This is a genomic window from Paraburkholderia sp. RL17-380-BIE-A, assembly GCF_046028085.1.
GTDB lineage: Bacteria > Pseudomonadota > Gammaproteobacteria > Burkholderiales > Burkholderiaceae > Paraburkholderia.
The window spans coordinates 271,223-293,527 of record NZ_JARESQ010000009.1 but is presented as its reverse complement, the minus strand read 5'-3'; the positions used below and the strand labels follow the sequence as shown (position 1 = coordinate 293,527).

At 56.9% G+C, this 22,305-nt stretch carries 20 protein-coding genes and 1 tRNA gene; 6 read left to right on the top strand and 15 right to left on the bottom strand.

What is annotated here, in order from left to right:
- The first annotated feature begins 14 nt into the window (after positions 1-14).
- Entirely contained in the window at positions 15-809 is a 795-nt protein-coding gene (locus P0D68_RS17880; protein ID WP_408298346.1) for an ABC transporter substrate-binding protein, read from the top strand.
- A gap of 118 nt (positions 810-927) precedes the next feature.
- A complete protein-coding gene (locus P0D68_RS17875) occupies positions 928-1,773 on the top strand; it encodes a helix-turn-helix transcriptional regulator (RefSeq protein ID WP_408298348.1) in 846 nt (281 codons plus the stop codon).
- A gap of 21 nt (positions 1,774-1,794) precedes the next feature.
- Here P0D68_RS17875 and P0D68_RS17870 read toward each other — a convergent pair whose 3' ends face one another.
- The 11 genes from P0D68_RS17870 to P0D68_RS17820 form a co-directional block, all read right to left on the bottom strand.
- Positions 1,795-2,382, bottom strand: a complete 588-nt coding sequence (locus P0D68_RS17870) for a LysE family translocator (protein WP_408298350.1) — start codon at positions 2,380-2,382, stop codon at positions 1,795-1,797.
- 124 nt (positions 2,383-2,506) lie between these two features.
- Complete coding sequence (locus P0D68_RS17865; protein WP_408298352.1) at positions 2,507-4,369, bottom strand: hypothetical protein; 1,863 nt, start codon at positions 4,367-4,369, stop codon at positions 2,507-2,509.
- Between the two features lie 581 nt (positions 4,370-4,950).
- A complete protein-coding gene (locus P0D68_RS17860; RefSeq protein ID WP_408468732.1) occupies positions 4,951-6,879 on the bottom strand; it encodes a DNA primase family protein in 1,929 nt (642 codons plus the stop codon).
- 80 nt (positions 6,880-6,959) lie between these two features.
- Complete coding sequence (locus P0D68_RS17855; protein WP_408468731.1) at positions 6,960-8,108, bottom strand: tyrosine-type recombinase/integrase; 1,149 nt, start codon at positions 8,106-8,108, stop codon at positions 6,960-6,962.
- Between the two features lie 659 nt (positions 8,109-8,767).
- Positions 8,768-8,956, bottom strand: coding sequence for a hypothetical protein (locus tag P0D68_RS17850; RefSeq protein WP_408468730.1), 189 nt, complete (start codon positions 8,954-8,956; stop codon positions 8,768-8,770).
- A gap of 61 nt (positions 8,957-9,017) precedes the next feature.
- Complete coding sequence (locus P0D68_RS17845; protein ID WP_408468729.1) at positions 9,018-9,617, bottom strand: hypothetical protein; 600 nt, start codon at positions 9,615-9,617, stop codon at positions 9,018-9,020.
- Positions 9,614-10,132: a hypothetical protein gene (locus P0D68_RS17840; RefSeq protein WP_408468728.1), complete on the bottom strand. Its 519-nt coding sequence runs from the start codon at positions 10,130-10,132 to the stop codon at positions 9,614-9,616. The genes P0D68_RS17845 and P0D68_RS17840 overlap by 4 nt, the downstream gene beginning before the upstream one ends.
- A 112-nt stretch (positions 10,133-10,244) precedes the next feature.
- A complete protein-coding gene (locus P0D68_RS17835) occupies positions 10,245-10,406 on the bottom strand; it encodes a hypothetical protein (protein ID WP_408468727.1) in 162 nt (53 codons plus the stop codon).
- A gap of 105 nt (positions 10,407-10,511) precedes the next feature.
- Positions 10,512-10,814 (bottom strand): hypothetical protein, encoded by a 303-nt coding sequence (locus P0D68_RS17830; RefSeq protein WP_408468726.1) that lies wholly within the window; start codon positions 10,812-10,814, stop codon positions 10,512-10,514.
- Positions 10,815-11,030: 216 nt separating this feature from the next.
- On the bottom strand, positions 11,031-11,969 hold the full coding sequence (locus P0D68_RS17825; protein WP_408468725.1) for a hypothetical protein: 939 nt from the start codon (positions 11,967-11,969) through the stop codon (positions 11,031-11,033).
- A gap of 115 nt (positions 11,970-12,084) precedes the next feature.
- Positions 12,085-13,347, bottom strand: coding sequence for a site-specific DNA-methyltransferase (locus P0D68_RS17820; RefSeq protein WP_408468724.1), 1,263 nt, complete (start codon positions 13,345-13,347; stop codon positions 12,085-12,087).
- A gap of 58 nt (positions 13,348-13,405) precedes the next feature.
- Here P0D68_RS17820 and P0D68_RS17815 point away from each other — a divergent pair, with 58 nt between their 5' ends.
- Positions 13,406-14,086, top strand: a complete 681-nt coding sequence (locus P0D68_RS17815; RefSeq protein ID WP_408468723.1) for a KpnI family restriction enzyme N-terminal domain-containing protein — start codon at positions 13,406-13,408, stop codon at positions 14,084-14,086.
- A 390-nt stretch (positions 14,087-14,476) separates the two neighbouring features.
- Here P0D68_RS17815 and P0D68_RS17810 read toward each other — a convergent pair whose 3' ends face one another.
- The 3 genes from P0D68_RS17810 to P0D68_RS17800 form a co-directional block, all read right to left on the bottom strand.
- Positions 14,477-15,022 carry a hypothetical protein gene (locus P0D68_RS17810; protein ID WP_408468722.1) on the bottom strand — a complete coding sequence of 182 codons (546 nt, stop codon included), beginning with the start codon at positions 15,020-15,022 and terminating at the stop codon, positions 14,477-14,479.
- A gap of 207 nt (positions 15,023-15,229) precedes the next feature.
- Positions 15,230-16,348, bottom strand: coding sequence for a hypothetical protein (locus tag P0D68_RS17805; protein ID WP_408468721.1), 1,119 nt, complete (start codon positions 16,346-16,348; stop codon positions 15,230-15,232).
- Positions 16,349-17,176: 828 nt separating this feature from the next.
- Positions 17,177-17,252, bottom strand: a tRNA-Lys gene (locus tag P0D68_RS17800).
- A 204-nt stretch (positions 17,253-17,456) separates the two neighbouring features.
- Here P0D68_RS17800 and P0D68_RS17795 point away from each other — a divergent pair.
- Both P0D68_RS17795 and P0D68_RS17790 read left to right on the top strand, forming a co-directional pair.
- On the top strand, positions 17,457-17,861 hold the full coding sequence (locus P0D68_RS17795; RefSeq protein ID WP_309395355.1) for a PaaI family thioesterase: 405 nt from the start codon (positions 17,457-17,459) through the stop codon (positions 17,859-17,861).
- A gap of 35 nt (positions 17,862-17,896) precedes the next feature.
- Complete coding sequence (locus tag P0D68_RS17790; RefSeq protein ID WP_408184006.1) at positions 17,897-18,775, top strand: patatin-like phospholipase family protein; 879 nt, start codon at positions 17,897-17,899, stop codon at positions 18,773-18,775.
- Positions 18,776-18,877: 102 nt separating this feature from the next.
- On the opposite strand, the gene P0D68_RS17785 is transcribed toward P0D68_RS17790, so the two are convergent.
- Positions 18,878-19,891 carry a D-2-hydroxyacid dehydrogenase family protein gene (locus P0D68_RS17785; RefSeq protein WP_408184005.1) on the bottom strand — a complete coding sequence of 338 codons (1,014 nt, stop codon included), beginning with the start codon at positions 19,889-19,891 and terminating at the stop codon, positions 18,878-18,880.
- 378 nt (positions 19,892-20,269) lie between these two features.
- Between P0D68_RS17785 and P0D68_RS17780 the strand changes: the two genes are divergently transcribed.
- Positions 20,270-22,126, top strand: coding sequence for a phosphoenolpyruvate carboxykinase (GTP) (locus P0D68_RS17780; RefSeq protein ID WP_408298357.1), 1,857 nt, complete (start codon positions 20,270-20,272; stop codon positions 22,124-22,126).
- Positions 22,127-22,305 lie beyond the last annotated feature (179 nt).

Here is a 22,305-nt window from a genome sequence, read left to right as displayed (position 1 = left end):
GAAAGGGACCTGCTATGAAATTGCTCAAGCCTCTATTGGCACTGGCCTGTGCTTTTGCGTCACTCGCCGCGTCGTCCGCCGCGAACGCCGCCGAGACCTCGACGCTGCGTTTCGGCCTCGAAGCGCAGTATCCGCCGTTCGAATCGAAGGGGCCGAACGGTGAGTTGCAGGGTCTGGATATCGACGTCGGCAATGCCGTTTGCACCGCTGCGCATATGACGTGCAAATGGGTCGAGACCTCGTTCGACGGGCTGATTCCCGCGCTGCAGGGTCGCAAGTTCGACGCGATCAACTCGGCGATGAACGCGACCGAACAACGCCGTCAGGCGATCGATTTCACCACCGTCGTGTACCGCGTGCCCACGCAGTTGATCGCGAAGCGTGACAGCGGTCTACTGCCGACCACGGCCTCGCTGAAGGGCAAACGCGTGGGCGTGTTGCAGTCGTCGATTCAGGAAACCTTCGCCAAGACGCACTGGGAATCGGCGGGCGTGACCGTCGTGCCGTATCAGGACCAGAACCAGGTCTATACGGATCTCGTGGCGGGCCGTCTCGACGCGACGCTCGTGCTGGCGCCGGCCGGACAGACAGGCTTTCTGTCGAAGCCGAACGGCAACGGTTACGCCTTTGTCGGCGAGCCGGTGCGCGACGACAAGATTCTCGGCAGCGGCATTGCATACGGCATTCGCAAGGGCGATACCGCATTGCGTGAGCGTCTGAATGCGGCGATCGCGAAGCTGCAGGCCGACGGTACCGTGAAGACGCTGGCCGCGAAGTATCTCGGTAATATCGACGTGACGGCGAAATAAGCTGTCGCGCCACGTGGTTCATGTTGTTAGTGAGTCGGCTTGTTGATGGTGCGTTTGGCGGCTACGATACGTAAGCCTTGCTGCGGCGAGGCCTACGCAATAATCGGAGAGCGCACACATGAGCGGAATCACGCAGGCGGCTGTTCACGCGAAAAGCGCTTGCGCGCCACGGTTCTGGCGCAATGATGCGTTGCCGTTCATCGAGGTGCGCTCCATCGAAGACGGCCGCGAGGTCTGCTACGCCAAACATTCGCACGAAACCTTCTCCATCGGCGCCGTGACCGGCGGACGCAGCGTCTATCTGAATCGTCACACGCGTGAATGGATCGGCACGGGCGCGGTCGTCATGATGAATCCGGACGACGTGCACGCCTGTAATCCGGTTGCCGGCGAGCGCTGGTCGTATCGCATGATGCATGTCGACGTCGCATGGCTCACGTCGCTGCAACACGAATTGGGTTTCAGCGAGAACCACGCGTTTCACGCGTTCTCGCAGACCATGTCTACAGACGCTGCACTGTTTGGCGGTTTGAACCGGCTGCATGCGATTCTGGTCGACAGTAATGCCGACTTGTTGCGCAAGGAAAGCGCGGCTATCGCCTTCTTCTCCGAAGCACAAAACAAGCTGAATCCCGCGGTTTTGCCGGATCACGACGCGACCCGTCAACTCACGCGTGCGGCGGAGTTCATTGCTGAAAACTGCACACGCTCGCTAAAACTCGAAGACATTTGCGACGCGGTCGGTCTGTCCGCGTCGCATCTGATCCGCGCTTTCAAGCAGCGCTACGGCATGACGCCGCATGCTTACCTGATCAACCGGCGTATCCAATACAGCCGTGCCCAACTCCGGCGCGGCCGGGTGATCGCGGAAGTTGCGCTCGACGCCGGTTTTGCCGATCAGGCGCATTTGCAGAGAATCTTCAAGCGGCTGGTCGCGGCGACGCCGGGGCAGTATCGCAGTTGAAGCCGTGGGGGCGGCCGTGCGTCAAGCTGCGAGCAGATACAGCGCGCTCGCCGCGAGCAACGCCGCCAATACGCGATTGAAGAACCTCACCCGCTGCGGTTGCTGCAGGTATTTGCGCAGGAACGTGCCGGCGTAGGCCCAACTGGCGATCGACAGATAGCAGATCACGAAGTACAGCACGGTAAATTGCGCGATGAGCCTGCCGTCGCCGTCGGCTGCATACGCACCCATGCCGGCCAGCGACGCGAGCCAGGCTTTTGGATTGAGCCACTGCATGGCCGCGCCGTAGGCGAAGGACGGTCCGCGCGCCGGCTTGTCCGCGCCGAGTCGGCCGTCGTCGACGGCGAGTTTGTAGGCCATGTAGAGCAGGAAGCCCACGCCGGCCCATTTGACTATGGCGATCAGGTCGGGGAAACGGGCGAGCAGTTCATGCAGCCCGAGGCCAATCAGCAGAAGCAGCACAGTGAAGCCGACGGTCGCGCCGGTGACATGCCGCATGCTCGCGGCCAGGCCATGTTGCGCGCCGGCGCTGAGCGCGACGACATTCACCGGGCCCGGTGAAATAGAACAGGCCAGCGCGAATGCGGCCATGGAGAGCAGTGCGGTCATCGGAAGCCTCGATACGGAAGTGCGCAGGATCTGCGGCGCTCAAAGGTATCGGGCGAGGGTGCCGGGTGTATTGAAGGAAATTGCTATGGCCGGCCCGTGATGTTGCGCCCCGGGCCTTGCGGTTTTAGCGATGCGTGATGCCGCACCATTGGTACGGAAAGACGCCTTGGCCGACATAGGCGCGGTAAGTGGCGCAGGAATTGGCGTCGATGGTGAAGCCATGCCGCTCCAGAACAGGACGCGCCTGTTCGATCAGTTGAGCATTCTCCGCGGCCACGTCGCGCACGTCATCGTGGCGGATGTCGAGCCGGCACATGCGATTGTCGGCGGCGTTTGGCGTCCATTGCAGGCTCGCGTGAAGGTGCAGGCGATCGATCGCGGCTTGTATCGTGTTGCAGCCTTTCACGCCCTCCGTCAGTCCGATGGCGTTGGCGATCCGATCCATCTTCGCCACGTTGTCGACGCGCCAGTTATATCGGCCTTCGATGATCGCATACGCGGGACCGCCGCGAGAACGCACAAGCTCCGCTATGTGCTGATCGAATTGCGGCGAGTAGGGAAAGCTGCCGTCGATCTGCGTGAACGAGACCGACACGGGAAAGAACTGCACGATCCAGCCCCATGGCGGATTCCCGCCGACAATAACCGCCGTCGTGTTCTGAGGGCTAGTCAAAGCGGGCACGTCGGCACGGAAGGCCGACCTTGCCCAGCGCTCGTGTCCCCAAGTCTCGACGCCGCCGGCCACGACAACCATCGTCGTCACGCAGAGCAACCATGCGGCGACCCGTCGCGCCGTCAGGTAGGGCAATAGCCGGTAGAGCAGCAGATACGCGACGAGCGGCGTCAGTGTTTCGATCGGAACGACATAGCGGTAGATGCTGAACAGAATCATCCACAGGAAGTAGCCCAGCGCCACGAAAGTCGTGACATATGCCGCTCGCGAACTCAGTCGTCGGGTTCGAGGCCTGCGGCGCAATAGCTCCGCGAGCCGGGTGGCGGCCAGCGTCCAGAACAGCACGTACACGACGGGCCAGATGATCTGATGCAGGCGCGCTTGTCCGACGCGCTTCGAATCGAATGCAAAGACGAAAGGCCAGAGAATGTATTCGCGCGCGTTTTTCGGCAGCCACGATTGATCCGCGACGCCGCTCGGCGGGCTGAGCGGATTGGGGAAGATCGAGCTGAACTGCGGAAAGAACGGGTTGCCGAACGTGTGCCACATTACTGCCATCCAGTAGCCGCCCGCAGCCAGCAAGCCGGCGAGAGCGCCCACGCCGAACAGGAAAGCGGCGCGCACGCGCGCGAACGGTGTTGCTGGTAACAGCAGCAACCCTGCGCAAAGGGCGAGGGCAAACGGCGCATTGGTCAGCTTGAGGCCCATGCCAAGGCCGGCGACGAGGCCCGCGCTTACGAGTCCCGCAGCGGTGGCCGCCGACCACGTTGCCAACCGGTCCCACAGATGCAAGACGAGCAGCAGCGCGGCGAGCACGAACAGCGTGGTCGTGTCGTCGCCCATGGAATTGCCGAAGCCGGACAGAAAATTCGCTGTCAGGATGCCGGCTGCGGCAAGCAGTAGAGGCGTGCGGTTCGCGTCTTCGGGGGGCAGTTGCGGCAGGGTTCGCCGGATGATCGACAGCAACAGCACGAAATTGAGGCCGTGCAGCGTGCCCATGATGAAGCCCGCCAGCGGCGCGGGAAACGTCCGGTTCAACGCGTAGTAGAAGACGTCGAGCATCGGATTGAAGTAGGTCTGCATGCCGGCCGGCGCGAAATCGGTATGCAGCTTGTCGTTCAGGAACGCGAAGCCGTTGTACTGGTGATAGTTGAACCCGTCCCAATTGCGGTCCTGGCCGAGGAAAAGCGACCACAAGCCGAAGAGGACCGGGACCCACACGCGTGCGGCGGCGCTCAGGCGAGGATCGTTGAGATCCCATGACAAGGCCCGCTGCCAGAAGGAGCGGCGAGCGGGGCGGTCGATCGTGTGCATGTTTTTGTCGGTGCGGGGAAGTGCAAAGCTTTGCGCCGCATGGAGGGCGGCGAGGGCAGCCGACATGGTATCGGAAGGCGGGCGCGCGAAGTTCAGCCTTTGCAGTGCCTTTGGGGAGGCTGAAAAGCAAAAAGCCCGGTCGCAAGGACCGGGCTTTTTGCTTTGAATCTTGGTGGGGCGTGAGTGACTCGAACACTCGACCTACGGATTAAGAGAACGTAAGGAAAAAATAAGGGATGCATTAAAGCAAGGAAATCTAGGAGCTAGCGACCTGTGCATCGGAGTGCCGTGGATTTCCTTATGCAAAATGGTGCCGCGTGTTGGCGCAGGATATACAGGGCTGATTGATGACCGAACTCCCGTTCATCACGGCGAAGCTCGTCGAATTTTGCGGATCCAGACCGGCAAAAGACCGGACGACGACCGGCTGGCCTGCCGGTTATCCGAAGGATCTATAGTAGAAAGCAGCCCTGTCTACAGCTTCAGTTACGACCAATGATGTACTGGTGGACCAGATGCAGACCGGATCGAGCCAGTCGCTCGGTCAGGTGGGTGGCGGGAAGCCCCCAAGCCACGAGGCGCTATGCGGCCTCTTCTGCATCAAGCCCGAGTTCTTCCACAAGCGAAACAGGTTTGCTCGGCCGGGTCGGTGCATCGACCGCACGCAGTTTTACAGGGTAGTACAGGTTACCGTTACTCTTCTTCGACTTGATGTCCATCCGTGCGAGCTCACTCCCGAATCGCGAATTCGTCATCACCGGGAGGAAGCCATTTTCATGGCAAAAATGCTGAAATTCCTTGTACAGGTCGGAGCTTTTCGTACGTTCCCGTCCAGTACTTTTCTCGGCCACCGTCGTCATGAATTGAGCTACCGGATTGATTCGGAGCTTGTAGGCGGCCACGGCCTCTGCGCTTGACGGAACGCGTGTGAACTTGCCGGAGTCGCGGACGCGACGGAGCCCTTCGAGCGCCCACACAAAAATACCGGGTAGCTCCTCCAGCAGCTTCGCTAGAAGGTCATGTTCCCTTTCGTGCTCGGCGAAGCGTCGGTTAAACGCCAGAATCGCGAGGCGGCGCGAGAAACCGTCCGATGTGTCGTCGACTTCGGGCAGTGTGTTGCCTGTAGCCACGATTCGGGAATACGGTTTGAACGAAAAACCATCCTTCCCCTTTTTCTCCGCATAGATCGGGTCTCCGCCGACGATTTGCTTTATTGCTCGCTCGTCGACGCGGCGGTTATTGGAAATTTCGCCGCAAAAGTTTGCGAGTTTGCCCTGCAGGACAGCGTTTCTGAACGCTTGCCCTAGCTGATGGAGTGGGACGGTGCAGTAGTTACTCGTCCCGAGCAATGCTTGCATAATTTCGACAGTAACGCTCTTACCGTTCGCGCCTTCGCCGACGCACAATAGCATGGTCTGATGCTCGCTCGATGGTACGAGCAAGTAGCCCGCAAACTCCTGCAAAAACGCAATCTTTTCAGCCTGATCCTGATCGGGGGCGAAAACCTCTGCCAAAAATTTACGCCAACGAGGACATTCGGCATTTTCTTGGTACTCGATTTCAAGGTGATTTCGATGCCAGTCGCGCGCGTCATGCTCGCGTAACTCACCCGTATCGAGATCGACAACACCGTTGGACACGCATACGGTCATAGGGGAAGCGTCGGGAAACGCATTAAGATGAGCATGTGCTTTCAGGCCCTCAATGAGATTGTTCATTGCGGCAGGTGAAGCTAAGGCGTCGTGCAATGGTGATTCCTTCCGCGAAAAAACCTTCTTCATGGCCATGATTGGAACTTCAGACCAGACACCGTCGTTATACGCATAGAACTCGCCGTTGACGAACACTAGCCCATCCCCGTACAGGCAGCCTTGGGCTTCCGCCGCAAGGTCGTAGTAGTTCCTTTCGTCAGTGTCCTGGCCGGCCGATGTGGTCTTCGCGGAGCGCGGCCCGGCTGGCGGCAGGGTCTCAAAATCCAGAAAGTCCGCTTGCGGGTGCGATTCGATGAAGTGATCTTCCGTCGTCCCGCGTGGTCGCGATGGCACGAAGTACAGCGTGTTGGGGTTCTCGGAGGCGCGGTCGTATTCAACGTCTAGCATCTTGGCGAGCCTCCTGACATAGTCTCGGTAGCGAGTGGCATCGACCGGGGTACGGAACGGCACGATGATCCTAAGCTTGGGCTTAACTGCTGTGTGGGAGAAGGTAGTGTGGCAGAGCGACTTGAAATGGCCGATCGCTTCTCGAATCTGAGGAAGCTTGTCAGCCGGCAACTCGTCCAGATCCAGAGTTGCGGCGCTGACGTTGACGACGAATTCTTGCTTTCGCTGTTTACCTTGGTAACACGAAAAGTTGTACGTTGGTGCCATTTTTTTCTCGTCAAGCTCGATGTGGCCGTCTTCAGACAAGAAGGTAACGATCTCCTCGAATGTATGCGTCGACGTATCGACATTTCCTGAACGTTTGACGCGATCTGCTACCGATAGCGATAGTTTTGGTTCGTTTGTTGTCATGTGCTTGTTCATATCAAAAATTAAAAAAAATAAGTAGTACGAAAAAACGAGCCCCGGTCGAAGGGCTCACGTGGAACTGGTTAGGTAATTAATCGGCTTACTGTCTCAACGCCATCTCGCAGAGTCGGGTTGTCGAGATGCGAGTAGCCTTGTGTCGTGCTGATTTGCGAATGTCCGAGCAGATGCTGTACGGTGTAAAGGGAAACGCCGCTTTGTACGCACAGTGACGCAAATGTATGCCGGGTATCGTGTATCCGGAACGGCTTATCGACACCGGCGGCCTTCAGGACGCGCCACAACGTCTTGCGCGGATCCTGCAAGGGTTTGGCGCGATCTCTCCCCGGGAAGACGAAGATCGAATCACCGGTCTGTGCATGAAGCTCTTGAAGTACGAGTATTGCAGCATCGCTCAGTTGAACATGGCGTGGTCTACCTGACTTGGTGTGAGGCAGAAGCCATACACCTGCGTTCAGATCGACGTTAGACCATTGTGCGGATAGCGCTTCTTGCCGTCGAACTCCGGTGAGCAGCATGATCTTTAATGCGGCACACGCGACAGGGTTCTTGTCGTTGTTCATCGCAGCGACGACCCTTCGCGCCTCATCCTTGGAGAGATACGTCTGTCGGCTATTTCCCTCCTTAAATAACTTGATCCCGGTGGCAGTATTCACGGAGAGATGGCCCCATGTCACGGCGAGCCCGAGCATTCGCTTCACAAGAGCGAGATGTCGGTTCGCGTAGGCAATCGAATGGGACTGCTTAATTTTTCCGTGATAGGTTGAGATTTCGTGAGCCGTCAACGACGAGAGCTTTCTATCTCCGAAAGATGAGTACATGTGCATCCTGAGCTTTGAGATGTCGTCCTTCGCTGACCGCTTGTGAGCAATCGCGTGGGGGATATAGATATCCTCCGCATACTGCTTGAAGGTGAGTTCCTCTCGCTTCAGCCTGCGCTCCTCCGCCGGATTGAATCCCCTGTCTACTTCGGCGCGGTGTTGCAATGCCGTCGAACGAGCTTCTTCGAGGTCGATGGCTGGATACTCGCCGATACGAATTGCGGATTTTCTGCCGTCGAATGTGTACCGGAAGAACCAGACCTTTCTCCCGGATGGGTAAGCCTCGACCTTCAGACCTGTTACTTGGGCATCGGAGTACTCCGTAGACTTCCCGGAGCCTGTGTGCGTCAATGCAGCGAGATTCCGCTTGTTAAATGCAAATTTTTTTGACATAGCCTCAGTGCTTACTAAGATGGGTAAATAAAAGTTGCGGCCATATCTATAGATACCAAATTCATCCTGTAGCCAAGTAGTATCCATTTCATGTGTAAAAGCGATTTGGATAAAAAGCCAAGAAATCTTCTGGCCACTCCTGTAGATGTGACGCATTGCCAGATTGTTAAAGAGCCGATGCGATAGACGGTGATCTCATTCTATGCAATCGCCCGCCGGTGCGGGATATTCAGTTCGAGGTGTCGCGCTGAACCGATGAAGCGAATTCTACGGACCTGAAAAAAGGCGTCAACAGAGGAAATCGACGGAATTTCGAATGAATTTATCTGGTTTCGAATATTTATTAAGGATTACCGAGAAGTTTTTTTCGGTGAACTTCCACCGGATCCTCCCTGTTTGGGGTGTCGCTCGATTCCTTAATCCGTGGGGCTTTTTGTATTCTCTCTCGTTGCATAAATACAACAACGCAGATGAATGCTCGATTTCTCGCTGTTTTTCTCTTGTGATTTGATGGGGTTTGTGGGTTGCGTCCGGTCGATTGCCGGTCCGCGCGGAGGGAGTCGGCGGGGCCAGCTGACGCCGATGAGTGCGACGACGGAGCATCAGAAGTTTCTGCCTACCCTCCCTCCACTGACGCAAAGGACAGGGAGGATAGGCAACTACTGTGGTGACGGCAGGCCGAACCACTGGTACGTCAGGAACAGCGCTCGTCGTTCAGCTTCGATGCGCGGAATACCATCACCTTCTTCAATGATGGCCGCTCGCTCTTCAAAGAATTCACGCTGGTTTGCGTTCAGGGATTCGATAGCAGCGAGTTCGGCCGATGTGAGTCCATCGGATACGGACATGGGTGGATCTCCTTTCGAAAAGGATACTGGTTGCGGGATGTGAGGGGAGGGAGGGGAGGTACTAAAGGCGCATGAAATCGCGGATGGTACAGAACGAGCGGACGAGCTTGCTGTCGTACTCATCAAGTCCCGACCGGTTTCCGGCCAGATAGCTGCGATAGCGATTGACGCTCGTCTGGTCTGGTCCGTCGAACTCGAACAGCATCGGATCGCGAAACCGGATCACTCCCCACGCCTCTGCTTGAGTTGGCAGTAGCCTTTCTTCCGATGCGAGGAGCAGGAGCAGGAGAGTCGCCTTGGATTCGGAAATATCTCGCCATCCATCAGGGATCTCGGTATCCGCGCTGGCGATGAAACTGCCTCGTGTCATCGAGTAACCCATCATGAACACGGGGCTACCGATGTGGAGCATGCACCACCCGAGACGGATCATAGAAAGACATGAAATAACGTTCTCGGGCTGAACGTCGTACTCAGTGCAGAATCTGATCAGCGTCTCGGAAACGTCATGCTCGATGCTCTGGTCGTGTTGCTCGGTGGCGTCGAGCGCGTCACGGAACGCTGGCGAATAAACGTCGGCGGCTAAAACGCGTGGAATCAGCAGACGCTTCACGTCGCTTGCCAACCCGTCGATGGACTGAACCGGGTTCGACATGCTCATTCGGTAGTCTCCTCAGTATGGCCTTTCTTGGATTTGCCCCGCTTTACAAGGACTTTATCGGCGTCTTCGGCTGGTACAGCGTCGGATGACTTGGGTTCCTCGATTGGCGCACCTTCAAGCTTGAGTGCGTCAGCTTTCCAATCGGCCCATTTGCCCGCGACAACGTGTTGAAAGTCGCTGCCGGGGGCGGCGTCCAGGAGTTGTTCGCCGCGCAGGACGGCGGCAAGGAAACCCGCGTTGTTACTCGACTTGCCGACGAATGCGGAAGCAAATACTTTGGAGGGAAACGGGCTTCCGTTCTGGTATGGCGTAACGTTGTCGATGGCCTTGTCGAAGTCGATCAGTTCTCGGGAGAAGTAGCCGCCACCGTCATTGCCGGTGATGCGGATGAAAACCTTGGTGCGCTCGCTGTCCGACACGATGTCGTAGCGGATCACGCCGGTTGATCGCTGTCCGACCTTGCGGGTTTCGCCGGAACGCAGAAGAAGATGGGCGTGTTTGGTTTGCGTAGTCATGGGAAATAGCCCGGAAAAAGGCGTAGAAACGCCCTGATGACCGCAAGGGGGCATCAGGGGACGTAATCGGGGATAGGGGCCGAAATGGCCAGAAAAGAGAGGAAAGCGAGGGTCAGCGCTGGTAACTGAAATACAGGCCGAACGTGACTTCCTTGGGGAGTGCGGTCTGCTTGATGTTCTCGATCACCGAGGCAGTGTCGAGCGTCGCAAGATTCGCGCTGGTCGGATGGGAATGGGAGGCGGGGAAGTGTTTCGAGCTGGACGAACGGGTCATAGATACCTCATTGATGTGATGGTTCCCGCGTGGAATAGAGGGAAAGGCCTCGTGAAAGCCTCACAAAAATAATGTATCCGTGAAATTGTATTTAATACGTAATGCTTATCGTTTTTTGAATAGTTGGGTTGATGTTTGTCTTTTGCTGTCGGGTGCAGCGGCATATACCTTTACGGCCATAGATGCGAGGGTTGTCGCAGACGCGGCGATTGCTTTGCCCATAAGCCTTGCATCTGTCGGTGTGAGGGGATCTTGGGTGATGAACTCGAAACAGTCGGTATGGGTCTTAAAGCCGTAGTGGATGAACGGAACGTACCGAAATGCTCGCTTGATTTCTGACTCGTAGTCTCTGAGGTCGATCATCTTTCTGGCGTAGGCATCGACGAGATGATATTGATGTGAATTCATACGGTATCCTATGTATATAAATCATAAAAATGGAGATTCCATGTGTGGCATGGCTTCTGATTAGCTATTTTTATGTTTTATAACGTAGCGAGCGTTGCCGCAGTGTAGGGGAGGGAGGGGAGGCGAAAATCGCGACGTGCAGTTGGTGTGCTCGTCGCTCTCACTGTCTTGCGAGAATCGGGCCGGAGGGTGCAATTCTCGCGTCATTGTTGCTTGCTAGATCTGCCGAGCACGGCGGACTTGCGGAGTTTGGGCATCATGCGGACCGGGCATACCTAAGCCAAGGTTTGCAAAACCCGCTTTGACATGGCGCAGGTGAAACGGTCGGCCGAAGTTACCCCAAAATGCCGGATGAAAAATAGGTAGGTAGGGAAGAGTCTGGCCGCCAAGATCAATGCTCAGTATCTCGCCCGGTGCGGACTGTATGAAATCCGACAGTCCCATCACGTTGCTCCGTTCGCGTACGCGCGTTTGCAGCACGTCCCAGACGTTTGATCCCCAGGAAATCAGCTGAATGTGTTTAAAGCGGCTGGCCATCGCGGCGATCGTCGCGTCTAAACCAACCAAACATTGTGCGTAGCTGTAGCCGTATTTCTTAAGATTGCCGCATTTCGGGTCACCCGGTGGGCGGTAGTCTGGATAGAGATTGAAGAAGAAGCCCACTGTCTCGCAATCAAATACCGCTTGTGGGGCGGCGGGCCAGTATCTTTCAACGTGATGCAGCGCGTCTTGCGATCCCAGTGGGGAGCCAGACGGACGTGGATCATGAACGACGATCGGATACCAATCATGGCCCAAAAGGATCGTGGCGCAATCCTGCTGTTCGGAGTAAGTTTCAGCTAGCAGATGATCAGTCCACGGGCAGAGTCCGATGCTGTATCCCACGCCGTGCATTTGAGAGGCCGCACGCAGAGCTTCACCTTTGCTGGCGATATCGAGCGTCTGGTTGTCGATTTCTTTGACCGCTTGATCGAGTGCGCACAGTTGCTCATACGAAGATGCATGAAAGTTCGAGGTCACGTACGACCATGGCCGCTGGCGGTGTAGACCCCAATAGTCCGCCAAAGAAGGTGTAATGACAGGGAAAATCGCTTGGTACGCCTGTTGTATCCTGGCGACCTGGTCAGCGCTGTAGGTGTCGCTATCATTTGTCATCGAGATTGCACTGCTCTAGGAGGTCAAAACCATCGGTCTTCTACGCGCCGCATCAGCGACATCGCGATCGAAAATCTTCGCGTCTGCCTGAATGTTGTCCTTCCTTTGGATGCGTTTAGATGATATCGACTGTCGCGTACTTGTAGCTCGAAGCATTTTGCTTGATGTTTGCCAGGCGAAACTCAGTGAGATCGGAAATTTCGCTAAAGCCATGGCTCCGCGCGATGTGATCCATCGGTATCTTGGCTTTTTGCTCCATCAATACAACCTTCCGATGTCCTCCATCCTTTTGGTTTAACGAAAACGCCGCATGAGCGGTGGTTCCTGTCCCTGCGAAAAAATCCAAAATCAAAGAATTCGGACCAGCCGCGCAGGACAGCAGGTCCTCAAGCAGGCCGAGCGGCTTCGGGGTCTCAAAGACCTTATCTCCGAAAATGTGCTTGACCTCATTGGTTGCTCGTTCGGTTAAGTATCGGGCATCATCCCAAATGCTGCGAATCTTAATGCGCTTACCATCTGTGAGGTAGTTTTTTACATACACAACGCCTTTCGGACTTGCATATAGCTTCCACGACTCTTGTGTCGCTTTTTCCTTTCCCCATAACCAGCGTCGCTCAATGCCTTTTGAATCAATCGGGTATGTCTCTTTGAGCCGCTCGTGAACGCGTTCCGTATATACGACACCACCTTCATCAAAATAAAGCGGATAAAACATCGAGGGTCGATCTTCTCGTAAGCTTCCCTCGCCCTTTTTTCTGAATAAACCGTCGATTTTGAAGATTCCATGTTCATCCGATTTGCCGTAAGAGCTGGAATCTGCTTCTGGTAGTCCATGCAGAATCGATGATGGCGAGCGTCCATAGAGGACGACGTACTCGTGATTAACGGCTACGTGCGGCTTGCTTCCTTTCCCATTTTTGCTTCTGTTGACAATTAGCGTGGCTATATAGTGGTCTGGACCAAAAATCGCATCCATGAGTATCTTCAGATATGCGTACTCGTAATCATCGATGCTAATTGCAATTACGCCTTGTTCGTTCAGAAGTTCATGCGCCAGTGTTAGACGTGGAAGCATGAAGCTCATCCATTTTGAATGCTTCCCCCAAACGCTGGTGAAATTCCCGAAGCGTCGATCCTCATAAATAAAAGCATTCCCGGTATTGTAGGGTGGATCGATGTAACAGAAATCGAATACGCTATCTCGGCTGCTTAAGAGTCGCGCAAGGGAATGAAGGTTCTCTCCCTTGACAAGTAAGCAGTCGATATCTAGCATTTCCAACGGCTGCGGCCTCTCAATGTGCAGAATGTTCTCGCCACTTAAGGTGAGTTGCTGATAAAGCATTGAAATGCGTTCGTGCAGCTCTTGGATTCTTTGCATTTTCGCTTCGGCGGTTAATGGCTTAACCGGATATTTTACCACAAACGGGGTTTTAAAGGTGAAAACAAAAAACGGATATGAATATGTGCAAAACATCGCGCATTACTCGCAAAAAAGTATTATTAATCGCCTGGAGGCTTTCTTTTTAGATAACGTTGGGAAAATCGTAACAAACGAAGATCTTAAAAATGTTGCTAAAAACCCTGACACCGGGGTAGAGCCAGAGAATTGGCATCAGCGTCTTTCTGAGCTTCGTGTGAACAGCGGATATACGATTCTGTCGAAGCGGGACCGAAGCTTTCTCGATGTCGGTGAATATTTGATGCTGTCGAACGAAAAGCGCGCGGGGGCAGGTGCCCGTGTGAAGCCCTCGACAACAACATGGCAGGCGGTACTGGAGCGGTCGAAAAACGCTTGCGAGTGGACCGAGGGGGGGATTGCTTGCGGGTTGAAGGAGGGGGAGGTCGATTTTGTGGGAGGGGGTACGGTCAAGCTTACGGCTGATCACATGGTCCCGCACTCTGTGAATCCGAATCCCGATCCGAATAATCCTGCTGACTGGCAGGCGCTTTGTGGTCGGCATCAGGTTGTGAAGAAGAATTATTGGGATACGGGCACGGGGAAGTTGAATACGATCGCGATCATGCAGTCCCTCCCAGCGAAAGAGAAGCAGGCGGCTCTAAGCTTTTTGGCCGATTACTTCCATGTCGATGTTACGCAGAAGGAAGGGGGCAAATAGGCGCTTCAAAGTTGAGCAGTGCTGCGGTGCGGTCTTTTGGGGAGGGGGCGGGGAAGCTGGGCTCCTCCCCGGGCCCGTCGATGCTTTGCTGTTCGAGTTGCTGCTGCTCGTCGCGGAACTCTCTCAAGAGTGGCTGCTGTCGGGGTGGGCGGTAGCGGCCGGAAATGCACCGGCCAAAGCAAAAAGCCCGGTCAGCTTTCGCTAACCGGGCTTCGTAATGCTTGGAGGGGGCGTGAGTGATGGTGTGGTCCGGATGTCCCTTTGTGACGAGGAACTTGTCAGGATGGTCATTCAACAGGTGGCTAAGGTCCCGATAGCCAAACACATGCAACTGGAACGAAGGATATCAGCGGTCCGGCTAGCGGCGCTGCCGGCTGGTGGGAACGAGCGTCAGCGTGACTCGCTGATATGCTGGCAAGGCTCCGGGAATAGGTCATTGATCAGCATCGCTCCTAGCTCCAATTGCTCCCGCATCATTCCGACGCTGTAGATGTGCTGAAAGCTCGGATGAGACACGTCATTCCGAAGCATTCTCGCGGCTTGCCATCGTGTTTCAGCGTCCGGCGAGATAACACCCTGTTTCACGAGCCAAGTTAAGGCGTTCACATATGTCTTGGTTGAACTTGGAGGGGCATCTAGTTGAGTGCACTTTGCCCGCACCGCCGTTTCAATTACACGGAGGATCTGGTCGCAGCCTTGGGTCATCAAGGGGTAAAAGAACAGTCCATACACGATCATGCCTTGCGCCACTGAAAACAGCGTCGTGACATGGTCGGGAACCATCCCGTTCAATTTTGTTTGCATCACATACCTGGCCCATGCCGCGCCGGGACCATCGCTTGCCGACGGCATATGAATACCTGTCCACGCGGGGTCAACCTCAAGCCAGTTAGCGGGGGTGACCTCCTTAATTCCTTGCGTGCGCTGATCGTTCATGCTGTTGGATGGTATGGGGTAACGGACGTGGGAAAGCTTCGAGCATGCCCTGAACTTGTAGTGAAAGCCAGCGATCCGAGGGTTATAGTTGCTGGTTGCCGGCGTGCGAGCGAGAGGTTTGCGCTCGCTCGCTTTGCAGCAATTCGGATGTAAGTCAGTGGACTGGCTGTCGACATTCGGAGAGTGCAACTACTGCAGCTGTGTGCGTTATTCCTCGTTGCTTTGTACAACAGCTGTAACTCTGAGCTTGCCCGCCCGCATCACACCGGAGATCTGAATGCGGTTCTCTTCGAAATAGTGTGTACGCATGTCGTCAAGCAGTTCTTCAGGGAAGCTGCCACGTCGCTCGACATTCTCACCCTCTACATCACGCAGAATGAAACTTAACTTGTCGTCGTCAATCTCGCCAATCCGGCCAGACAGCAGAACGATTTCCTCTTCTTTGAGTTGACGCAGTCGATTGGCAACCTTAGATCGCGACTTCCGAGTAAGCGTATAACGACGACCTTTGAGCCAGTAGCCTCCTACTTCTACCGAAGTAATAGCACCGTGACCTGGTGGTGTCAGAGCCAACGTAGCGCGCAAGATCGCCTCTGTCTTGGTATCGTCCCCGGCTTCTAAGGCCTCGTTACTTTGAGTGTCTTCTGCCCATTCCAGTCCGGTCTTAAGGTCGTTCACTGCTTGCAGAACCGCGTCATTCGGGAAGAGGTCTTGCTTAGGCGCGGCAAGACCAACCTCAAAGCTAGCGAATTTCAGCTGCCGCACCGGTAAGTCGTACAGCGCTCGTTGCGCGTCAGTAGGACGTCCTTCTACATTCGCGGCCAAGGTATGATCAAGAATAGCCTTTAGCGAAGACTTGGCGGCATTTGCTACAAATGCGATTACGCTGCATGGGACGCTGCCCAGAGAAATGCCATCACCTACAGCTCGTGCACTGAAGGCGATACGATGCTCTGGCAGAAGAGGCGTGCCCGGCTTAGGAAGGTGTAAGGCAGGAATGGCGGCTTCCGTGACGCTCCAAGCTTCAGAAACGCCTTGCGCGAAGTTAGCTCGAACCATCCACATCCACGTGTCAGTGAGCGCTTCACGGATGCCAATGCTTCCGCTTTCCAATCGGCGTACTGAGGTTGGTGTAGCAGGGGCAACGACAATGAACTGATAACCATCCGTCTCATCAGCAAGGTAGGCCAACATCTCCTGACCTTGCTTCGTTTTGGTCAGATAGACAATGGGCTGTTCGGCCTCGTACAGTACCCGTTCGATGGGCAAAGGGAAGTCAAAGAATCCGTCAGGAATTCGGTTGTCGGGTTGTAGATCGATATTCATTATCCGACTACCTTCAAGTCTGCTGGGTTACGCATCCCCGCGTAGGCCCACCAGTCAATATGGCCGGAACTGCTCGGCTTCCCTACCCTACCGTGCGCAGTCGTCAGGGAGACAGATGCGACGAAGTTGCCGAGATGAGGGGAGACCTCAAGGCGGTGTTGCGCTTGGTCGAGAGTCGAAAACAGCGAAATAGAGCCCCGTTTGCAGGTGTCAGCGGTCGGAAGGAGATCCAATTCGAGGTATGTAAGCAGATCCTCGCGAGTAGGTGGGTCAGTCCGAACTACTCGATACGCGGTGCCTTCAAATTCGTCCACGTCCGCTTTGGGACATCCTGCTGGAAGCGCCAAATCGAAAGCCACAACTGCCCCCTTTCTTTTCAATGATATTTTGGCTGTGAACAATACACCATCCAGCCCGAACACACACGGCTTCTGAAGGGTGACTTGGTGCCTAAGCGACAAAAGAGGGGGGGCGCTGGGCCAAAATGGCCGCAATGACGCAGCGTAAGCGAGTAGGCCGAGGAGCATGCGCCTCAATTCGGGCACTCATCCAGCGATAAATTGGCCTCGGACGTCCGCTTCGAGATCGAGTTGACCCGTTGGCTAGAAACCTTTGTACGACTGTGAGGGGCCGGTCAGCGTTGGTTGCAGCCGCTGTTGGAGTGAGGTAGTGGAGGGAGGGGAGGCCCAAATGACGCGCAGAGTACTCTGAGAAATCTCATCGTAGTGCTCCGGCGTGGAAAGAAGCTGCTTTGCAAAGACTTACCGGAAATGCACCGGCCAAAGCAAGAAGCCCGGTCAGCTTTCGCTAACCGGGCTTCAAAATACTTGGTGGGGCGTGAGTGACTCGAACACTCGACCTACGGATTAAGAGTCCGCTGCTCTACCAACTGAGCTAACGCCCCCAACAGAAGCGAAATTATGCAGAAATTTTTCGGGCTTGCCAAGCCCCTTTAGCAGATTTCTTAAAAAAATTTGCATCGACGGCCCCGAGGCATTCCTCAATGGACTCGCTGTCGTGAAAAAAGCGTTGTCTATATCGTCCCGGTATCATGTCGCGGACACTTTGCCGCACGCAGCATCGCGCGGCTTTCGACCGGGGGCTTGCCATGGATGACAAAGAGATTATCGAATTACTCGACCGCATCCTCGCGCCGTGGGTCCGCGCGCTTACGCTGACGCCAGTCAAGGTCGATGAAGAAAGCGCCACGCTGCGCCTGCCGTTTTCGGGCGGCCTGCGTCACGCGGGTGGCGTGATCTGCGGCCAGGTCTTCATGGCCGCGGCGGACACGGCGATGATCGTCGCCATTTCGGCCGCACTCGGCGGTTTCAAGCCGATGAGTACGGTCTCGCTCAATATCAATTTCATGCGCACGGTGCGCAAGGGCGACGTGCTGATCACCGCGCGAGTGCTACGCATGGGCCGCAACCTCGTGTTTGGTGAGGTCGAATTGTTCGACGAAGCCGGCAATATGGCCGTCCACGCCACCACGACCTACGCACTACTCGACTAAAACGGGCAGAGCGCCGCATAAGAGGAAAAATCAGGATGTTCGATCAGGTCGTATTCGCCGGCGGTGGCAATCGCTGTTGGTGGCAGGCGGGTTTCTGGGACGTGGTGCAGCCGGAATTGCGGATCCGGCCGCGCGTCATCACCGGCATTTCGGCCGGCGCCGCCACCGCGTGCATGCTCTACACGCGCGATTCCGACTGGGTGATGCGCTATTACGAAGACGCGTTGCGTCACAACACCCGCAACGCCTACTGGGGCAACCTGCTGCGTGGCGAGTCGGTGTTTCCGCATTACCGTATCTACCGTCAGGCGCTGCTCGACATCTACGGCGAGAAGTTTTCGACGCTCGCCGATGCGCCGGAAATCCGCATCGGCGTGTCGCATCTGCCGCGCTGGCTCGGTGCGCGCAGCGCGGTGGCCGCCGGTCTGATCGCGTACAACATCGAAAAGTACGTGCGCAAGACGCTGCATCCAACGCTCGGGCAAACGCTCGGCTTTCATCCGGAGTTCGTGCGCGCGCAAGATTGCGCGAGCGTCGAAGATCTGGCGGATCTGATCCTGCAATCGTCGAGTACGCCGCCGTTCACGCCGGTGCTACGGCGCAACGGCCGGCCGGTGCTGGACGGCGGCATGGTCGATAACGTGCCAGTCGGCGCGCTCGACTCCGAGGCACCCGGCAACGTGCTCGTGATGGTCACCCGTCTCTATCCGCGGCCGCAGATGTTCGTCGTGCCGCACGGCGTACAGCGACGGCTCTATGTGCAGCCGTCGCGCAAGGTGCCGATTTCCAGTTGGGATTACACGAGCCCCTCGCAGATGGTGCACGCGTATAACCTTGGCCGCGCCGATGGCGAGACCTTTCTCGAACGCATGCCCGATCTGATGGAAGCCGCCGCGCACGAAACGGCGCGGTGAGAGCACTAGCGGTGGCGAGGGCCGATACTGCGCGAACCCCGCTGGACGAACTCTCCTGCGGCTCAGTGGGCACCGAGCCGCCCATCGCGGAACCTGCCGTTCTTAACGCCGGCGGCCGCCCTGTAACGCTTCCGGATTCGCCACGCTGCTCGTATCGCCAGCGTCGAAAGCCAGAATGTTGTTGAATGCGGCGGTGAAATACTGCTCGTAGCTTTCCCGCTCCACGTAGCCGATGTGCGGCGTGCAGATCACGTTTTCCATGCGCAGCAGGCTGTAGCCCTGCAGAATCGGCTCGCTTTCGTAGACGTCGATAGCGACCATCCCCGGACGATTGTGCGACAACGCGTTCACCAGCGCGTTTTCGTCGAGCAGCTCGGCCCGGCTCGTGTTCACGAGCAGCGCGGTCGGTTTCATCCGCATCAGGTCTTCCTGTTTGACGATGCCGCGCGTGTCGTCGTGCAGGCGCAAATGTAGCGACAGCACGTCGCTCTGCTCGAATAGCGCCTCGCGACTCTCCGCCACGCTGTAACCGTCGGCGCGAGCGGCTTCGCGCGAATGCTCGCGGCCCCAGATCAGCACATTCATGCCGAATGCCTTGCCGTATCCGGCAAGCAGCTGGCCGATCTTGCCGTAACCCCAGATTCCCAGTGTCTGACCGCGCAACACCTGCCCCAAACCAAAGTTCGGCGGCAGCGCCGACGTCTTCAGACCAGACTGCTGCCAGGCTCCTTGCTTAAGGTTTGCTACGTATTGCGGAATCCGCCTCTGGGCCGCCATGATGAGAGCCCACGTCAATTCGGCGGGCGCGTACGGCGAACCGGTGCCTTCGAGCACGGCAATGCCACGTTCGGTACAAGCCGCCAGGTCGATGTGGCTCGAAACCTTGCCCGTCTGGCTGATCATGCGCAAACGCGGCAGTTTATCGAGCAGTTGCGAGTTGATGCGGGTGCGTTCGCGAATCAGGACAAGTGCGTCGACTTCGGAGAGACGGCTTGCCAACTGGCCCAGACCGCGGACGGTGTTGTTAAAAACCTTTACCTCGTGGTCGGCCAGCAATTGAAAGCAGTCGAGCTTGCGAACGGCGTCCTGATAATCGTCGAGGATGGCAATCTTCATGGTATGTGTCTTGCGACGCACCTTGGTGGTGCGGAACGGAGTGTTATGCTGACTGTCCCACCATGTGACCTAGGTCACATGCCGGTCTGGCTGAATGCCTTACCGTAGTAGCTACCGCACAGAATGGCAGCGCCACGGCAAAGGCCGATTGACATCGTTTTTAACAGTTTGTTGCGTGTTGAGGCAAGCCGCTTTACAGACGGTTGCAGAAGCCCCGTCGGCTGGCCTCCCCGTTCAACAGGCTGTGTGGCCCGGAATGACCTGCACAATTGCGCGTCGGGTGGCAGCAACCCCGGCGTGAAGAATTGAACGCCTCTCGCATGCAGCGTCACTGGGCTTGTACCGTTTTTCTATTGCTTTCAAAACGGAGACAAGTCGATGAATCATCCCTCATTCGAAGGTCAGCCCACTATCGAGGCGCCCGCGTGGGTCAAGAACCGAAAACTGGTCAACTGGGTGCAGCGCGTCGCTGCGATGACCAAGCCGGAGCGGATCGTCTGGTGCGACGGCTCGCAGGAAGAATACGACCGGCTTTGCGCGCAGATGGTCGAAGCGGGCACTCTCAAAAAACTCAACCCCGCCAGGCGTCCCAATTCTTATCTCGCATGGTCCGACCCGTCCGACGTGGCGCGCGTCGAAGATCGCACCTTCATCTGCTCGCAGCACCGCGAAGACGCGGGCCCCACCAATAACTGGATCGCCCCGGCCGAGATGCGCTCGACGCTCGACGGCCTGTTCGAGGGCGCCATGCGCGGCCGCACCATGTACGTGGTGCCGTTTTCGATGGGGCCGCTCGGCTCGCCGATCGCGCATATCGGCGTGGAACTGAGCGACAGTCCGTACGTGGTCACCAACATGCGCATCATGACGCGCATGGGCCGCGAGGTGTATGACGTGCTGGGCGAAGACGGCGAATTCGTGCCGTGCGTCCACTCGGTCGGCGCGCCGCTCGCGGCGGGCGAGAAAGACGTGCCGTGGCCGTGCAACGCTACCAAATACATCGTTCACTTTCCTGAATCGCGGGAAATCTGGAGTTACGGCTCGGGTTACGGCGGCAATGCGCTGCTTGGCAAAAAGTGTTTCGCGCTGCGCATCGCCTCGACCATGGGCCGCGCCGAAGGCTGGCTGGCCGAGCATATGCTGATTCTCGGCGTGACCTCGCCGGAAGGGCGCAAGCATCATGTCGCGGCGGCGTTTCCGTCGGCGTGCGGCAAGACCAACTTTGCGATGCTGATCCCGCCGGAAGGCCTGAACGGCTGGAAAATCTCCACGATCGGCGACGATATCGCCTGGATCAAACCGGGCAAGGACGGCCGCCTGTACGCGATCAATCCGGAAGCCGGCTACTTCGGCGTGGCGCCGGGCACGAGCGAGAAGACCAACTTCAACGCAATGGCCACGTTGAAGGAAAACGTGATCTTCACCAACGTTGCGCTGACCGACGACGGCGACGTCTGGTGGGAAGGCATGACGGACGAAGCGCCCGCGCACCTGATCGACTGGCAGGGCAAGGACTGGACGCCGGCGAGCGCGAAGGAAAGCGGCCGCAAGGCGGCGCACCCGAACGCGCGCTTCACGGCGCCGGCCTCGCAATGCCCGTCCATCGACGCCGACTGGGAAAATCCGGCGGGCGTCGCGATCGACGCGTTCATCTTCGGCGGCCGCCGCTCTACCACCGTGCCGCTCGTCACCGAAGCGCGCAACTGGGTGGAAGGCGTCTACATGGCGGCTACTATGGGTTCCGAAACGACCGCCGCGGCGGCCGGCCAGCAGGGCGTGGTGCGCCGCGATCCGTTCGCGATGCTGCCGTTCTGCGGCTACAACATGAGCGATTACTTCGGTCATTGGCTGAAGACCGGCGAGCGTCTGCAGCAACTGGGCGCGACACTGCCGAAAATCTTCTGCGTCAACTGGTTCCGCAAGGGCGCGGACGGCAAGTTCGTCTGGCCGGGCTTTGGCGAGAACATGCGGGTGCTGAGCTGGATGGTCGGCCGGGTCGAAGGCTCGGCTCAGGGTGAGGAACATGCTTTCGGCGTGTCGCCGCACTATGAGGATATCGACTGGAGCGGGCTGAATTTCAGCCGCGAGCAGTTCGAGCAGGTGATTTCCGTGGACGACGCAGCGTGGCGCGACGAACTCGCGCTGCACTCGGAACTGTTTGACACACTGCAGCAGGGCCTGCCGCCCGCGCTGACCCAAGCCAAACGAGCGCTCGAAGGAAAACTTGCCGCCTGATCATGTGAGTATTCACTTCGCATGAAAAACCGCCTTCGGGCGGTTTTTCTTTTGGAGGCGACCGAAGAGCGAGTTCTTTCTGATTCCACACCGCGCGCACAAGCTTTACGTCTGTTAAGTTAAAAAAGGCCGTGCAAGCTGCATTGCAGCAGATTGTTTCTTTTCATGGAACAATCGAT

Bases quoted from the DNA above. Each gene is read 5' to 3' on its own strand.
- P0D68_RS17865 (WP_408298352.1), bottom strand. From the start codon at position 4,369: ATGCACACGATCGACCGCCCCGCTCGCCGCTCCTTCTGGCAGCGGGCC.
- P0D68_RS17780 (WP_408298357.1), top strand. From the start codon at position 20,270: ATGAATCATCCCTCATTCGAAGGTCAGCCCACTATCGAGGCGCCCGCG.
- P0D68_RS17790 (WP_408184006.1), top strand. From the start codon at position 17,897: ATGTTCGATCAGGTCGTATTCGCCGGCGGTGGCAATCGCTGTTGGTGG.
- P0D68_RS17805 (WP_408468721.1), bottom strand. From the start codon at position 16,348: ATGAATATCGATCTACAACCCGACAACCGAATTCCTGACGGATTCTTT.
- P0D68_RS17845 (WP_408468729.1), bottom strand. From the start codon at position 9,617: ATGAGCATGTCGAACCCGGTTCAGTCCATCGACGGGTTGGCAAGCGAC.
- P0D68_RS17785 (WP_408184005.1), bottom strand. From the start codon at position 19,891: ATGAAGATTGCCATCCTCGACGATTATCAGGACGCCGTTCGCAAGCTC.
- P0D68_RS17820 (WP_408468724.1), bottom strand. From the start codon at position 13,347: ATGCAAAGAATCCAAGAGCTGCACGAACGCATTTCAATGCTTTATCAG.
- P0D68_RS17855 (WP_408468731.1), bottom strand. From the start codon at position 8,108: ATGTCAAAAAAATTTGCATTTAACAAGCGGAATCTCGCTGCATTGACG.
- P0D68_RS17880 (WP_408298346.1), top strand. From the start codon at position 15: ATGAAATTGCTCAAGCCTCTATTGGCACTGGCCTGTGCTTTTGCGTCA.
- P0D68_RS17835 (WP_408468727.1), bottom strand. From the start codon at position 10,406: ATGACCCGTTCGTCCAGCTCGAAACACTTCCCCGCCTCCCATTCCCAT.
- P0D68_RS17860 (WP_408468732.1), bottom strand. From the start codon at position 6,879: ATGACAACAAACGAACCAAAACTATCGCTATCGGTAGCAGATCGCGTC.
- P0D68_RS17850 (WP_408468730.1), bottom strand. From the start codon at position 8,956: ATGTCCGTATCCGATGGACTCACATCGGCCGAACTCGCTGCTATCGAA.
- P0D68_RS17870 (WP_408298350.1), bottom strand. From the start codon at position 2,382: ATGACCGCACTGCTCTCCATGGCCGCATTCGCGCTGGCCTGTTCTATT.
- P0D68_RS17825 (WP_408468725.1), bottom strand. From the start codon at position 11,969: ATGACAAATGATAGCGACACCTACAGCGCTGACCAGGTCGCCAGGATA.
- P0D68_RS17840 (WP_408468728.1), bottom strand. From the start codon at position 10,132: ATGACTACGCAAACCAAACACGCCCATCTTCTTCTGCGTTCCGGCGAA.
- P0D68_RS17875 (WP_408298348.1), top strand. From the start codon at position 928: ATGAGCGGAATCACGCAGGCGGCTGTTCACGCGAAAAGCGCTTGCGCG.
- P0D68_RS17830 (WP_408468726.1), bottom strand. From the start codon at position 10,814: ATGAATTCACATCAATATCATCTCGTCGATGCCTACGCCAGAAAGATG.
- P0D68_RS17795 (WP_309395355.1), top strand. From the start codon at position 17,457: ATGGATGACAAAGAGATTATCGAATTACTCGACCGCATCCTCGCGCCG.
- P0D68_RS17810 (WP_408468722.1), bottom strand. From the start codon at position 15,022: ATGAACGATCAGCGCACGCAAGGAATTAAGGAGGTCACCCCCGCTAAC.